This window comes from Geomicrobium sp. JCM 19039 (genome assembly GCF_000698145.1).
Classification (GTDB): Bacteria; Bacillota; Bacilli; order Bacillales; family Marinococcaceae; genus Geomicrobium_A.
This window is the reverse complement of the sequence record NZ_BAXB01000001.1, coordinates 59895-73544: the sequence shown is the minus strand read 5'-3', so window position 1 is coordinate 73544 and position 13650 is coordinate 59895. Positions and strand designations below refer to the sequence as shown.

The window sequence follows — 13650 nt, the reverse complement described above, 5'->3', positions numbered from 1 at the left end:
CTTATATTTTCTATAAGCGTACAATGAATCTAATCGTTTGGCTATGCTTTTTGCAAGATCGCACGCTCAATGCAAAACTGTTTGAGGAACTCTTTCTCGCCGTGTTCGTGGAAGTCAATGCGGACGCTTTCCTTGTTGTAATCAATGATGGTGCCTCTGCCGAATTTATTATGGATTACTTCGGTATTCACTTCGAAATCCCCATGATTCAACGCCCCTGCGGGAACGTCTATAATCGACTTCAACTGTGAAAAGAACGATGAGGGAGTGCCTGATGAGAGTAGCTCTAAATGCTCCCGGGCTCTCGTAATTCCTACATAAAATAAACGAACCGCTTCTTCCATTAAGGCAGGGTCATTGGCATCTTCTTTCGTTGGCAGCACATCTTTATTTACGTCCACAACATACACACAGTCGAATTCCAGCCCTTTCGACCGGTGCAATGTCGAGAGAGTGAGCACCTCATCGTGCTTTTTGAACTTGGATTCTTTCATGATCTGCTCCAGTCGTTGCAGTCGATTTGCAAAGGCTTTTAGTGTCGGCAATCCTTTGGCAATTTGCTTGAGCGCATCCAATACTTCCGTCGCCCGCTCAAGGTTAAATCCTAGCGCTTCTGACGTTTTTGCCATCGTCTTTCGATAGCCAAGCTCTTGTTCAATGATCTTAATCGCCGCTTCAGGTGACAGCTTGTTCACTTGCTCAAAATGGCTTTTCGCTTCTTTTAGCCGCTTCACTTGATACGGTTCTGGGCTGTCTTGAAGCAAGCGATCAAACGCACACGCTCCCGAGCCTTCCGCTTTTAACTTCTGCATCTGCACCTTTTTAATATAGCCGTTAAATTTCATATAAATCTTCTCTAGCACATCGACACGGCCGGTATGGTAGGAGAAGCGCATGAAATTCAAAACATCTTGCGTCACCCAATGCCGGAGAAACTTCGTATCCACTTCCTTCATATAGAAAGGAATGTGGTTGCGTTCCAACATATCGACTATCGCAACAGCCGATAAGTTGTTCCGATAGAGGATGGCGAGCTCTTTATGATTGTCATTGTCTGTCACAGCCTGCTCGAGGTGCGAAATCTGAACTTGTCTTTCTTTGAAATGATGAAAAGAAATCGGTGCGGCTTCTCGATTCTCAGTGTACATGTTCTTTTCATAACGGTTTTCGTTTCTTTTAATAAACGTGTTCGCTGCTTTCACAATTTGCGAAGAGGAGCGATAATTTCGGTTCATCGTAAGGACCGTTGCGTCTGGGTACGTGTGCTTGAACTCGAGCAAACGATTCACATCAGACCCTCGCCACATAAATACAGACTGATCGTCATCCGCAACGACACACAAGTTGTTACGAGGCTTGGCGATGATTTCGACAATCGCGTGCTGAATGAGAGAATTGTCTTGGCTTTCGTCGGTGAGTACGTAAGCATACTGCTTCTGATAGCGCGTCCGAATGTCACGGTCTACTTGCAAGACTTCATACGCATACACGAGCATGTCATCAAAATCGAGCAGCAACGTTTCCGTTTCATTTTTTTTGAAAGATTCGTAGGCAAGGTACACGTCTTTGGCCGCGTCCACGCTGCACTTGACTGCAGATAGTTCTGCTTTTGGGGTCATGCGATTCTTCACATACGTAATGTATGTCGCAAGCGACTCCATTTCATCTTCGGTAAGCTTTTTCCCCGTCACCTTCGTATACAGCTGAGCGAGTAGCCGTCTTTTTTCATACATTCCTTCGGTTTTACCTTCGATCACTTGAAACGACTGGCGCTGTTTCTGAAAGTATTCACGAACGATCCGAAATGCGAAGCTATGAATCGTTGAAAAATGAACCCGGTCGCGCGTCATGTTGGAGAAAAACTGGTCAAAGCGTTCCGACATATCTTCAGCACCAGCACGACTAAATGTAACCGCCATGATGGACGATGGCGCAACTTGCTTCTCCAGCAGCAAATAACCAATTTTCATGTTCAACGTGGTCGTCTTTCCAGAACCCGGGGTGGCGAGTAAGAGAAGCGGACCATCCGTCTCATACACCGCCTGCTTTTGGACGTCATTTAATTCAACCCCCGTTTCTTGTTGCATTCTAGCGAAGAAATCCACGGTTACCCCTCCTTACATACGCCTCGACACGTTCACCTTCATCGGTGTGACGCGGATAATGATTTTGTTTCGCTACCTTGTCCGATAGTGCGCTAAATAAAGCGAAACTTCGCTCCAGCGCGCGCCACACATCCGCTTTTTCACCCGTAGCATACGTTTCGACGAGTCCTGCCCATTCTTCTTCATCGGCATACTGTTGGATGTATTTTCCACTTTTTCCGATGTTCACTCGATACGCATAATCATGGCCGATTCGCCACACGAGCATTTGCATCAACACGTCCCGTAGCTTATGCAAGTGATCGTGGGCATAGAGAATCTCATCACGCCAAAGCCCCTTCGCCACATACGTACTTAACCAATAAAACTCATTGCAACAGTCACCGTAAGAGCGCACAGTTGGGGGTGTGACCCAGTACATCCGCTCTGATGGAGGAGGAAGCGTACCGATACGCTCATCTTTATCGAGGAGCATGACGGTTAGCGTGTCCTCATCCACATACGCTTCCAATTCCGAGGCGGGGGCGATCGTCAAATCAATTCTCGTTCCATCTGTAAATAGCATGAGAAACGAATAACGCCCCCCAAGCTCTGGGGGGTATAGCTCCATATCTTCAGGCGTCTGCATAATGAGGCGCTCACCAAATACATGAAGCCAATCGTGATGCTTCGTATACGTGCTCATATCCGTGACAAAGTAGACGATATCATAGTCTTGAAATTGATCGGTTGGCGCGTTCGGGTTCGTCCTCGAACCGTTCATCCCGACCGCTCGAATGCCTGAATCCTCTTCAGCCACCTGTATAATCATGTTCATCATCTGTTCAACTGATCGCATCCGTGTACCACGTCCGTTCTGTTCAATACCTCTAGTATAACATCGAACACATTTAGGACGGAGGAGGATTCTCTTGGGATTTTTCCATTGTCTTGTGCATGTCGTGTAGCTTCAGTAGAATGAGTCCGAGCATAATAAACGTCACAAACTCAGCCGTGAAAAGTGCCACGATGGCAAGCGCAATCATGACGATAATCTCGATCGCACGGTTGTTTGAAAACATCATAAAACCTCCAATTTACAATTTATAACCAACCTGGTGAAATGCGTGCGAGGAAGTTGGATAGATGTTGGAATTGTCCGGTAAACAATAACACACCTAGCACTACAAGTAGGCCGCCGCTCACTTTTTGAATGCCAGGTAACCAGCGATTCATGCTGCTTAACCGATTAATCGATTGCGAGAAGACGAGGGACACAACGATAAACGGAATGCCTAGCCCCATTGAATAGAGCAACAACATGCCCATGCCTGCCGCCACCTCACCCGCTAACTGACTAGAAGCAATACTTAGCACCGACGCGAGAACAATGCCGACACATGGCGTCCACCCCGACGCAAACACAAGCCCAAATCCAAATGAACCGAGAAAGCTAGATGAACGTTTCGGTTTCCTAATCCGCTTTTCCGTAAACAACGCACGAATAGAAATGATGCCTGTCATCTGCAACCCGAAAATAATAATCAAAATACCACCGATCTGCTCCAACACCCCTGAATACATTGAGAAACCTTGGCCAATGAACGTCGTAGACGCTCCGAGCAACAAAAAAATGACGGTAAAGCCCATAATAAATCCAGAACTTCGAACCATGATCGTACGTCGATCCGTATGTACAGCACCATCCGCAATCGTACCGCCCGTCAACTGGGCAATGTACGCGGGCACAAGTGGAAAAATACACGGCGAGAAAAAAAGAAACCAAACCCGCCACAAACGCCAGCCCCGCCAACCCGAATGTAATCTCATCCATCCACGCACACCCCGTTTCATTATTCTTAATTTAAAGACTACACGTCCACAACTCAATGTTCAATGCATGAACCATGACGAAAGGATGACGTTTCAGCATGGTCAAGGAGCAGATCTATGCTCGCATCGTACCGGGGAATCGAAACTGCTTTCGATGCGCGAAACGCCAACACAATGTCGGCACCGATGGGTTCAAATTGTCATGGTTTTGCGGGAAAGCTTGAACCGGATGTTTCTGGGGATTCTTCTGGGGAGCAAGAGAGTCGCTCTTTTAAGTGACACATCTCCCCTTTCATACAGGGTGCTTTAAGGTGGAAACTGTCACATTTATTATTTTTAGTGACCATTCGCAAAGTTTATGTGATCATTTAGATCAAGATTGATGACTTTTGCTCGGTCAATCGTCTCAAAAATTCGTTTATGAAGCATTGAGAGGTCTCACGTCACATGTGCAAATATGCGGCGAAGAACATCACAATCTAGTGACCGAACACCTCTCCATATACAAAAAAGACGCTGTCCATTTCGACAACGCCTCTTCTCAGTTATTCTTCCGCTGATTGAACGATCACGAACCCGTCCCCTTTAAATTCCATCTGGAACGATTCGCCACTACCGCGACCGATGAACGTTCTGAAGTTAATATCGGTACGTATGTCTGGTTCTAAGTGACCGGACCAGGCGACAGTTGTGCTCGGGTCAGTCATGATTGGTTTATCTTCGTTCACACGGATTGTGAGTGGTTCGTAATGAGAGGTAATCGCAACGAGCCCGCTACCTTGTAAAACGACATAAAAGAGCCCATTCGACATCATACCTGCAACCCGGCGCATCATTTTGATGTCCCACTCTACTGAAGGCTCAAACGCTAGCAAGTCATTGCTATTGACAGCAATCGTGTCGTCCTTGAGTTCTAATATAGTCACGCGTTTTCCTTTGTCGGCAAGGTACAACTGCCCCTGACCTGTCGCTTTCATGAGCGTGCCGCCTTCGCTCGTAAATGCTTTTTTAAACATTCGACTTGTGCCGTGCTCCATCATGCGTTCACGCTCAAACTTAATGGAACCGTTGTACGACACCATTGATCCAAGCTTCGCCCACACCATTTCTTCCAAGTTCACTTCCAAGATTCTCGGCGTTTCCAGTTGAAAATAGTCATCGCTTTCATTCTCTTGCTCTGTCTGTTCAATGAATTCTTTAATCGAATATTTGCTCAACTCAACCACTCCTCAATTATTGTTCATATACCACAATGAGGGTAGTTTTACACCTGTTCTCTTCTGAAAAATACCTTCAGTTACACTTTACATATAGGGTAGCTCTTTTACGCTATCCAAAATTGTGGTGGGTATAATAGGATGGTTCTCTGCTGCTTTTTTAGTCGTAACACCTGTAAGAACGAGCACACTATTCCACTTTGATGTATTCGCCATGAGAATGTCTGTTTCTAGACGGTCCCCTACCATAAAACAAGCAGATGCAGGAAGATTTAAGGCTTCTTGAATCACTTCCGCAGCAATCGCAGACGGCTTTCCAGCAACCTCTTCAATCTTCGCACCAGTCGCTCCTTCAATAGCACCAATAATTGCTCCACAGTCTGGTATAGGCCCTGTTTCGGTAGGACACGTCCGGTCTGGATTCGTCGCGATAAACACTGCACCTCTCTCCCATGCCTGATAGGCTTGGTGCAACTTCTTATACGTAAAATCCCGATCCCAAGAAACGATAACAACATCGGCAAGTAATGGGTTGTGAGTGATCTCAATTTGCTGGCTTTGCAGTTCCTCATACAACGGCCATTCCCCGATCACCCATGCTTTTTCTCCACTTCTCATCCTTTGTTTTAAGTGAGATGCTAATATATAGTTTGAGTTGTAGATTTCGTCAATCGTCACGTCAATGTTGAAATGCTTCAGCTTTTTTTGAAAATCTGTACGAGAATATAAAGGATTATTTGATAAATAAATGACTTTGTCTCCTCGATCTTTAATATGGCGAATGGCTTCCTCAGCGCCATTAATTAACTGATTTCCTAAATAGATGGTCCCATCTAGATCAAATACATATCCCCTTTGCACAAGCTTCACTCCTGATTAATAAAGTGAATTCTTCGTTACTCGATTGGCAAGCATCTGCAACACGAGTACAACGACAATGATGAGAATCGCCATCGCTGAAGCGGTATACATCTGCCCACGTAGAATATTTTGAAACACCATCAAGCTCATTGGTGCCCAGTCAGATGGTGCTAATAAAATCGTTACACTTGTTTCTTTTATAACGGTGACAAAAACTAAAATAGAGCCTGCTGCAATTCCTGGCAACATCAGAGGCCCGACAATGGTCGTAAGGGTGAGTAACCTCGAAGCACCTAAGTTCACTGAGCTTCTTCTATATCTGAGCGAATTGCCATCATACTGCCCATCGTTGAACGAATCATATAAGGCATTCTTCGAATAGCATACGCGACAATTAGAATAAACGCCGTGCCCGTTAACTGCAGTGGAGCAGTGTTGAATGTTTGAATAAAGGCAATCCCTAAAGCAATGCCTGGTACAACTAATGGGATGGAAGCAATAAAGTCAAGCTTAGTCGCATTTTGTCTGACAACGAAATAAGACACTAATGTTGCTACGATGACGCTAATGACGAGTGCGCCTCCAGCTAAAATAATACTATTCATAATGTTATCGGTTGAACGTGTGAAAATGGTTTGATAATGCTCTAAAGTGAATCCCCTCGGCAGCAAATCTGCGCCCCACGTTGTTGCAATAGATTGCATGAATACTGATAAGACAGTGAGGACAGGAAGCAAAACGACGAGGCTTGTGAAAACAAACAATGACGTCGTCACTGCTCGGTTAGCATTTAGTTTTACTGACTTTGGCTTCCCAGACACCGTTCCATAATCTTTTCCCTTTGTAGCGAGGCGTTGCAACCAGAAGAATATTGCAGCTACCATCACCATAATGACTGTTAATATCGATGCCCCGGCCCAGTTAAAGAAACCCGATATTTCACGATATGCTTCAACAACGATTAGGTTTAGACCATCAGGGCCAAAATAATCGGTGTTCCAAAATCAGAAAAACTTACCGTAAAGATGAGCAAAGCACTCGAAATCATTCCGGGTAGGGCCAATGGCAACGTCACAAATAACATCGTTGACCAACTTTTGGCTCCTAAATTACGAGACGCTTCCTCGAGTGATAAATCCGCGATCTTAAATGCCGCAACCATTGGCCAAAGAGCAAACGGAAAAAAGAAAAAGACTTGCACGAGGACAATGCCTGTCATTGAATAGACATTAAAGATACTTCCTTCAGTCCCTAGAATGGAGTTGTAGATCGTTGTGACCCAACCCGTACGACCAAACATAATTATAAAACCTGCTGCCGAAATGAATGTGGGTACGATGATTGGCATGGTGCATAATGCCGCCAACGTTTTCTTAAACGGCATGGCCGTTCTAGCAAATGCATAGGCAATAGGAAAACACATCGCAATCACAATAACGGACACGAATATTGATAATAGAAGACTATTATTAAGGGCAGAGAGGTACACATTCCCGCCCGTAAATAAATCTCGATAATGTTCAAGAGAGGCGTTAGAAAGTCGTTCAAGATTCGTAGACAAAATCTCTGGATTTACAAAGGAACCTAGAATGTTTACTGGTTCACCTGTAAAACTCACAATAAAGACAGATAATAAAGGTAGGACGAGAAACAAAAAGAAAAAAACAACAACAGCCCACTTTAATAACTTTAAACTATCAAAGCCTTTGCTGCTCTTGACTTTCCTTTTCTTCGTGGGAGGTTGCGTCCCTAGTTGGGAACTCATAAGAGCAACACCCTCTCCTCTGGAATGTGTAAGTACACGTGTGCACCTTGTTCAAAGACAGCAAGTCCAGGTTGAAAATCTTGTTCAACGACAATGTTTGAGCCGCCAACATTAACATCGTAGCGTACACTGGGCCCAAAATACGTACTCATCGTCACATTCCCTTTAAGGATATTCTGTTCCCTATTCGGTTTTTGTAATAGTTCGACTCCTTCAGGACGAATGAGCAGCTTCGATTCCTTCTTTGTAACTGGAAAGCTTGTTTGCACAATAAAATCATCATTTACTTTTAGTTTCTGACCCTCGACTTGAACAGCGTCATAGATGTTCGAAGAGCCAACAAAATCTGCAACAAATGGCGTTAACGGTTTGCCATAAAGTTCTGTTGGACTAGCCTGCTGGATGATTTCTCCATCTTTCATGACGGCAATACGATCGGCCATACTCATCGCTTCTTCTTGGTCGTGCGTAACAAATATAGTAGTGATTCCTACTTCTTGCTGAATTTTTCGAATGGTTGTTCTCATTGTATTGCGTAATTTCTTGTCTAAATTCGATAGAGGCTCGTCCATGAGCAGGACTGCAGGCTCCATGACGAGCGCTCTGGCTAATGCGACTCGTTGTTGCTGACCTCCAGATAATTCGCCAACGCCTCTATTCGCATAGTCTTCTAGTTCTACAGTTTTTAAAGCTTCCATAACTTTCTCATGAATATCTTGAGTTGTTTTCCAAATTTCTTACTCATCAACCTTCCGAAGCTCTTCACACGATTACCAACCGACCCTTTGTACAGGTCTCTTACCGTCAAACTATAGGCAACATTCTCAAACACATTGTAATGAGGAAATAGCGCATAACTTTGAAAAACCATTCCGCAATTCCGACGGTTGGCAGCCACATCGTTCACACGCTTGTCTCCGATAAAAATATCTCCTTCTGTTATATCTTCAAATCCAGCAATACAGCGCATTGTCGTTGTTTTACCACACCCCGAAGGGCCAAGGAGAGCATAAAACTCTCCTTCTTGAATGTCTAGGTCTACACCTTTTAGTGCTGGAACATCATTGTATTGCTTCACAAGACCTTTTACAGTTACAGACCCCATTGTTATCCACTCTCTTTCACTCTAGTATCTCTGTTGCCATTCATTTCTCGCTTCATCATAATTTTCAATCACCCAGTCAACATCGAGTTCCATGGCGTGGTCTTCCAGCACTTCCGCATTTAATGGGGTTTGTGACTCTACATCTGGATGTAGAGGGATGTGACCCCAATCTGCTTTGATCTGCTGACCTTCTTCGGACAACAGAAACTCAATAAATAACTCTCCGCCTTCAGGGTTTGGACCACCTGCTATAAGTGAAGCTGGGTTCACAAGTACCGGTGTGGACTCAGGAACGTGGAAATCAATTGATTCTCCACGATCTTTCATTTGGTACGCCATGAAATCAAAGCCAATGCCAATAGAAGCTTCACCTGAGGCAGCTGCTTGGTTGGCGCTAAACCTGAGTCTGGCATGGCACTCATCTGTTGAACAAGTTCGTCAAAGTATGCCCATCCCTCTTCCTCACCCATCTCTAGCAATTGACTCAATACAAGGAGTGTCGCTGTTCCGGATGCTGCTGGGTTCGGCATTTGCAACTCCCCTTCCCAGCGTGGGTCGAGAAGGTCTTCCCACGTTTGTGGCAATTCATCTTCTGAAACCAAATCAGGGTTGTATGCAAAACCTAGCGCAAACAATTCAATGCCTGTATACATCCAATCTTCCTGCCTCATTTTAATATCATTCTCGTAAACTTCCCAATCGCTAGCGGCTTCAGGTTGATAGGCTTCTAATATGCCCATGTCTATCGCAGACTCGAATGGCATAAATCCTCCACCGCCGTACCAGACATCCGCTTGTGGATTATCACTTTCTGCAAGCATTTGATTTACGAGGACGTTTGTTCCTGCATATTCAACATTTACCGTTCCTCCATACTCAGCTTCAAACGCTTCTGCCAATTCCGCCGACATATCAGGAGTTTCTGGAGAATACAATGTGATCGTTCCTACATCATCGCCGCCGCTGCCATCACCACACGCAGATAAAATAAAAAGCGAACTCACTCCTGTTATAAACATCGAACTCTTCAACTGTTTCAATGCACTTCCCCCTCGTATAGAATTTTCGACAAAAGAAATAAAGAAAGACGACCACAACAAACAGAAAGGCTCTCCGCCTTGCATGTTTGTTAGGGTCGTCTCATTTATTATCTCTTCCCTATATTCTATTGTCGTATATGAAAGCCCTTACACTTTCATCGTATTAAACAGTTTATAATACCTTTACAATTCCGTCAATATTCAATTATTTTATATTATTAACTGCAAGTTTCGCCTCTCTATGATGTTAAACACCTAAATTCCACAAATCTGCTTCTCCAGTTGATACCGCTAGAACACCTGCTTCAAGCGCTTCGTGAACTTCCTGTTCACGGTCAACGAGACCACCTGCAATGATCGGAAGTTTACTAGATTCCAAAAATTGATGAATTACCTTGGGGATAATTCCTGGCAACACTTCAATCGCATCAGGTTGAGAGTCCTTGGTCATTGTAATTCCTTTTTGTACGGCATTGCGATCAATAATGAAAAGTCTTTGTATCGTTAAAAGGTTTTGCTTTTTTGCAAGCTTTATGAGAAAGCTTTTTGTCGTTATGATACCTGTTGGTTTTACTTGTTTCGCAATATAATCAATCGCACTTTTATCGTTTGCAAGTCCGTCTATAAAATCTAAGTGCACAAACACATGCATTCCCGTGCTCTTTAGACGTTCCACATAAGATGGCAACACCATAATATCTCCAGTGAGTAGAAACGCCACATTCGACTCACTTCTGATCGCAACGTCAAGTTTATCCTCTGAGCTGATCGCTGCAATGACTTGAGATTGTACAATATCGTTAAGATATCTCGTCGTTTTCTTCATACTAAACCCCTCTCCCTTATCACTTCCATCTTCTCCCTACTCCCGATTTTGAAAGAATCCTGCCATAATGAGCAGGCCGCTCGCAACGAGAAGAAATGCCGATGTGCCTTCTACGTGAAAATAAGTGCTGTTAGGCAAAAATCCGACATAGGGCATGAGGTAAATGGCAATAAAGACGAGCGCCCCAAACCAGGCGATGTAAGAAAATAGACGGATTTTGAACTTTCGAACGTCGATAAAGATCAGACTTAAGAAGACGCCTACGAACAGTTGTAAAATCGATGCTGTTGTAATGAGTGCGACCACATCAAAGCTTATTTCTGATTGCTCTCTTACGGAAGCTAAGATTTCGGTGTACACAGCGAAGAAAATGATGATGAGAACGAGTACTCCTACACTATACACATGTCGCATAATTTAACTCCTCCTCATTTGATAATGTAAAACGAAAAATAAGATGGACACGATCGCCATAAGTGTGGCTAATGTGAACCAAGCGACTTGGAAACTGCCGGTCACATCGGTGATGAGTCCGAATAGTGGTGGACCAAGGATCACTCCCCAAGCTCCGAAGCTCGTCGTAAACCCGCTCGCTAAGCCGCTTTGTTCTTTCGGCACAACTTCGGTTGCAGCATTGAGCCAGATGCCGTTATAGCCTGCGATTGAAAAGCCAAATAGGATAACTGTAGTAACGAGCAATATAACTGGAGGTTCTGCAGGCAACACTCCCATAACGAGCGCACAGCCTGCTGAAATGATTGCGATGATACAAAGGATAATGAAACGATTGCCATGAAAGAGTTTGTCACTAACGATTCCCCAGATGATGCGACCCGAGGAGCCGCTAATTTCTGAGATGACGAGCAACATGCCGGCAAGAACGAGTGGAATGAGCAAAATTTGATTCGTATATAAGATGAGATAAGTGTTCAATGACATTTGCCCCGCACTCAATGTGCCTGCGCCAACTGTGATGAGTAGCAAATGACGGTTTTTCCCGACAGCGGCCATCTGTTTCCACATTCCTGTGCTCGTCGCAAGTTTCTCTTTAGGCGGATCTCGATAAAATAGATACGCAATCGTGCCTCCGATGATTAAAACTGCGGCAGAAATGAACAGCACCGGTCGCCACCCGAACTGATCAGAAAGCGGGACGAGAAGGAATGCAGCGAGTGCAGAACCGGCAGTCACGCCCATTTGCTTAATGCCCATCGCTGTGCCGCGATTGGTCGTTTCAAACCAGTCGAGTATTCCTCGGGTCGAAACGGGGTGATACGCTCCGTAACCAATTCCACCAATTGCCATAAAAGCGAGAAGTAATATGAAATGAAACGTGACCGATACGAGCATGAAGCTAATGCCAAGCGTAAGACTAAGAACAAGGATCAGCCTCTTTGTCCCTACACGGTCAACGAGTATTCCGAAAGGAATCGAAGCAACAAATTGACCGAAGAACAGCGCCGCTGGGAGCATGCCAATCTGGGCATTCGTTAAGTGAAGGGAATCGCCGATGAATACACCGAGCGGTGAGACACTTCTCCCTATAAATGCAATTAAGATTTGACCGATAAATAACCAGACGAGCATTCGCCACGGGTTCATAGCCGTAGGTCCTGATCCCATTCGCTTTTCTCCTCATTAAAACAAACAAAGGTCATTGTCTCTTCGCGTTGTTCTTTCCCGACGGTATTCACGGAAATGTGCTCTACGTCAATACGCCTTACGACTACTAGGTAACCGTTTGCCCGGTGATCATTCTCCCCACACTCACCCCCTCGCCCGACCGGCTCGGCTGGCTCATCAAACCCGCTCATCACGTACTGTTTTACGATTTGTGGACGACCTGCAACATAGTTGTCTCTTCGAATGACGTTCACGTACGGTCCCCCTCAAAATAATAGTGATGATGATATTTACAGTTTTCATTCCACAACGACGAACACCGTGGGCAATGGGTATGGTTCATATACGTTTGAATGGTGTGCTCGGATTTACATGCCCCACAATAAATGGCACGTTCATCGCGTTCGTCTGTTGCCCACGTGCGCCGCCGGTGCGACTCATTCTCTTCATGACAATGTATACACGGATAATACCGACCACAACATGCAAATTTTATTGCAATAATATCTGTTGGCCCGTCGTAATGAACACATCTCGTCTCTTCATCTAATACTTGCCCGTGAATGTGAATCATCGCTCATTAATGTCCGTTTGCTTTAATGTCGCATACACAATAAACACATAATCATTTTGTTGGATAAGGCTTTGAATGTGATCTTCCTCATACCATGCCTCAACGACTTGGCTAGAATCAAACCTTGCGAACAGCGGGCTTTTCTCCCCTGTCTGCTTAATCTCTGGGGCGTATACGGTCGACAACCCTTGCACACTGTCAAGTGGTTGTTCCATCGTTGAATTGACTGAAGTCACTCCGTAGTGGCCATTTTCTAACCACCGGATCATCAATTCAACCTCTTGCTCATCCCCTACTGTTGTCGTGTTGTAACCGATCATGAGGTCTTCAAGTTCGAATGGGTTCTCCCTAATTCCTGTTGAGACATTGCTTTCATCCACTTGCTCACCTTCTATGTACACTTCATAGGATACTTCCATTCCAGTAATATCCTCACGAAGATCTTCCCCAGCAAAAAACGCATAGCCGTCAAGAATAAGTGGCATGAATTGCTTCTCATCATCTGTTTGCTCCCGCACTTCCACAATTTCTTCAGATCCCGAATCTCCACATGCAACGAGCAACATGAGCAATACGGGCAAACCAATTCGCTTCATCGGGTCGTTCCTCCTGTATGTATCGTTCTATTGTTCTAATTATTCCGATATATTCATCATACAATGCTTTACGATTGAAAGAAACCTTTGCACGTCTTCAACCATCATGATACACTTAATTGACCA

At 44.7% G+C, this 13650-nt stretch carries 19 protein-coding genes; all 19 read right to left on the bottom strand.

All coding sequences use genetic code 11. The features are described 5' to 3' along the window. Window positions 1-41: 41 nt before the first annotated feature. Entirely contained in the window at window positions 42-2105 is a 2064-nt protein-coding gene (locus JCM19039_RS00360) for an ATP-dependent helicase (RefSeq protein WP_052398371.1), read from the bottom strand. Next, window positions 2089-2943, bottom strand: a complete 855-nt coding sequence (locus JCM19039_RS00355) for an aminoglycoside 6-adenylyltransferase (RefSeq protein ID WP_042422741.1) — start codon at window positions 2941-2943, stop codon at window positions 2089-2091. The genes JCM19039_RS00360 and JCM19039_RS00355 overlap by 17 nt, the downstream gene beginning before the upstream one ends. A 52-nt stretch (window positions 2944-2995) precedes the next feature. Beyond that, window positions 2996-3166, bottom strand: coding sequence for a hypothetical protein (locus JCM19039_RS24105; protein WP_193744102.1), 171 nt, complete (start codon window positions 3164-3166; stop codon window positions 2996-2998). 22 nt (window positions 3167-3188) lie between these two features. Next, entirely contained in the window at window positions 3189-3914 is a 726-nt protein-coding gene (locus JCM19039_RS00350; RefSeq protein ID WP_307190101.1) for a cytochrome c biogenesis CcdA family protein, read from the bottom strand. A gap of 548 nt (window positions 3915-4462) precedes the next feature. Further along, window positions 4463-5134, bottom strand: a complete 672-nt coding sequence (locus JCM19039_RS00345; protein ID WP_042422737.1) for an AIM24 family protein — start codon at window positions 5132-5134, stop codon at window positions 4463-4465. Between the two features lie 87 nt (window positions 5135-5221). Next, a complete protein-coding gene (locus tag JCM19039_RS00340; protein WP_042422734.1) occupies window positions 5222-5995 on the bottom strand; it encodes an HAD-IIA family hydrolase in 774 nt (257 codons plus the stop codon). A gap of 15 nt (window positions 5996-6010) precedes the next feature. Beyond that, window positions 6011-6298, bottom strand: a complete 288-nt coding sequence (locus tag JCM19039_RS24855) for an ABC transporter permease subunit (protein WP_238544867.1) — start codon at window positions 6296-6298, stop codon at window positions 6011-6013. After that, a complete protein-coding gene (locus JCM19039_RS24850) occupies window positions 6295-6882 on the bottom strand; it encodes an iron ABC transporter permease (protein WP_238544866.1) in 588 nt (195 codons plus the stop codon). Before JCM19039_RS24850 ends, JCM19039_RS24855 begins: the two co-directional genes overlap by 4 nt. An 80-nt stretch (window positions 6883-6962) precedes the next feature. Beyond that, window positions 6963-7760, bottom strand: coding sequence for an iron ABC transporter permease (locus JCM19039_RS24845; protein WP_238544865.1), 798 nt, complete (start codon window positions 7758-7760; stop codon window positions 6963-6965). After that, a complete protein-coding gene (locus JCM19039_RS26155; protein ID WP_193744101.1) occupies window positions 7757-8458 on the bottom strand; it encodes an ABC transporter ATP-binding protein in 702 nt (233 codons plus the stop codon). Before JCM19039_RS26155 ends, JCM19039_RS24845 begins: the two co-directional genes overlap by 4 nt. After that, window positions 8446-8865, bottom strand: a complete 420-nt coding sequence (locus JCM19039_RS24095; RefSeq protein ID WP_193744100.1) for an ABC transporter ATP-binding protein — start codon at window positions 8863-8865, stop codon at window positions 8446-8448. The genes JCM19039_RS26155 and JCM19039_RS24095 overlap by 13 nt, the downstream gene beginning before the upstream one ends. Window positions 8866-8886: 21 nt before the next feature. Continuing rightward, window positions 8887-9204, bottom strand: a complete 318-nt coding sequence (locus JCM19039_RS26150) for an ABC transporter substrate-binding protein (protein WP_255343599.1) — start codon at window positions 9202-9204, stop codon at window positions 8887-8889. Next, window positions 9189-9905, bottom strand: a complete 717-nt coding sequence (locus JCM19039_RS26145; RefSeq protein ID WP_255343598.1) for an extracellular solute-binding protein — start codon at window positions 9903-9905, stop codon at window positions 9189-9191. The genes JCM19039_RS26150 and JCM19039_RS26145 overlap by 16 nt, the downstream gene beginning before the upstream one ends. 247 nt (window positions 9906-10152) lie before the next feature. Next, window positions 10153-10731, bottom strand: coding sequence for a glycerol-3-phosphate responsive antiterminator (locus tag JCM19039_RS00320; protein WP_042422733.1), 579 nt, complete (start codon window positions 10729-10731; stop codon window positions 10153-10155). 36 nt (window positions 10732-10767) lie between these two features. Continuing rightward, window positions 10768-11145: a hypothetical protein gene (locus JCM19039_RS00315; RefSeq protein WP_042422731.1), complete on the bottom strand. Its 378-nt coding sequence runs from the start codon at window positions 11143-11145 to the stop codon at window positions 10768-10770. A 3-nt stretch (window positions 11146-11148) separates the two neighbouring features. Next, window positions 11149-12354, bottom strand: a complete 1206-nt coding sequence (locus tag JCM19039_RS00310; RefSeq protein ID WP_042422728.1) for an MFS transporter — start codon at window positions 12352-12354, stop codon at window positions 11149-11151. Continuing rightward, window positions 12330-12608, bottom strand: a complete 279-nt coding sequence (locus JCM19039_RS00305) for a hypothetical protein (protein ID WP_042422725.1) — start codon at window positions 12606-12608, stop codon at window positions 12330-12332. Before JCM19039_RS00305 ends, JCM19039_RS00310 begins: the two co-directional genes overlap by 25 nt. Further along, the gene (locus JCM19039_RS22835; RefSeq protein ID WP_081834236.1) at window positions 12605-12928 is read right to left on the bottom strand and encodes a CHY zinc finger protein; all 324 of its coding nucleotides are present in this window, start codon (window positions 12926-12928) and stop codon (window positions 12605-12607) included. Before JCM19039_RS22835 ends, JCM19039_RS00305 begins: the two co-directional genes overlap by 4 nt. Continuing rightward, window positions 12925-13524 (bottom strand): hypothetical protein, encoded by a 600-nt coding sequence (locus JCM19039_RS00300; RefSeq protein ID WP_042422723.1) that lies wholly within the window; start codon window positions 13522-13524, stop codon window positions 12925-12927. Before JCM19039_RS00300 ends, JCM19039_RS22835 begins: the two co-directional genes overlap by 4 nt. Window positions 13525-13650: the final 126 nt, after the last annotated feature.

Coding starts and splice junctions, on each gene's coding strand:
- JCM19039_RS00355 (WP_042422741.1), bottom strand. CDS start 2,943: ATGCGATCAGTTGAACAGATGATGAACATGATTATACAGGTGGCTGAA.
- JCM19039_RS24095 (WP_193744100.1), bottom strand. CDS start 8,865: ATGGGGTCTGTAACTGTAAAAGGTCTTGTGAAGCAATACAATGATGTT.
- JCM19039_RS00310 (WP_042422728.1), bottom strand. CDS start 12,354: ATGGGATCAGGACCTACGGCTATGAACCCGTGGCGAATGCTCGTCTGG.
- JCM19039_RS22835 (WP_081834236.1), bottom strand. CDS start 12,928: ATGATTCACATTCACGGGCAAGTATTAGATGAAGAGACGAGATGTGTT.
- JCM19039_RS26150 (WP_255343599.1), bottom strand. CDS start 9,204: ATGGCGTACCAAATGAAAGATCGTGGAGAATCAATTGATTTCCACGTT.
- JCM19039_RS26155 (WP_193744101.1), bottom strand. CDS start 8,458: ATGGAAGCTTTAAAAACTGTAGAACTAGAAGACTATGCGAATAGAGGC.
- JCM19039_RS24105 (WP_193744102.1), bottom strand. CDS start 3,166: ATGTTTTCAAACAACCGTGCGATCGAGATTATCGTCATGATTGCGCTT.
- JCM19039_RS24845 (WP_238544865.1), bottom strand. CDS start 7,760: ATGAGTTCCCAACTAGGGACGCAACCTCCCACGAAGAAAAGGAAAGTC.
- JCM19039_RS00350 (WP_307190101.1), bottom strand. CDS start 3,914: ATGAGATTACATTCGGGTTGGCGGGGCTGGCGTTTGTGGCGGGTTTGG.
- JCM19039_RS00315 (WP_042422731.1), bottom strand. CDS start 11,145: ATGCGACATGTGTATAGTGTAGGAGTACTCGTTCTCATCATCATTTTC.
- JCM19039_RS00320 (WP_042422733.1), bottom strand. CDS start 10,731: ATGAAGAAAACGACGAGATATCTTAACGATATTGTACAATCTCAAGTC.
- JCM19039_RS00300 (WP_042422723.1), bottom strand. CDS start 13,524: ATGAAGCGAATTGGTTTGCCCGTATTGCTCATGTTGCTCGTTGCATGT.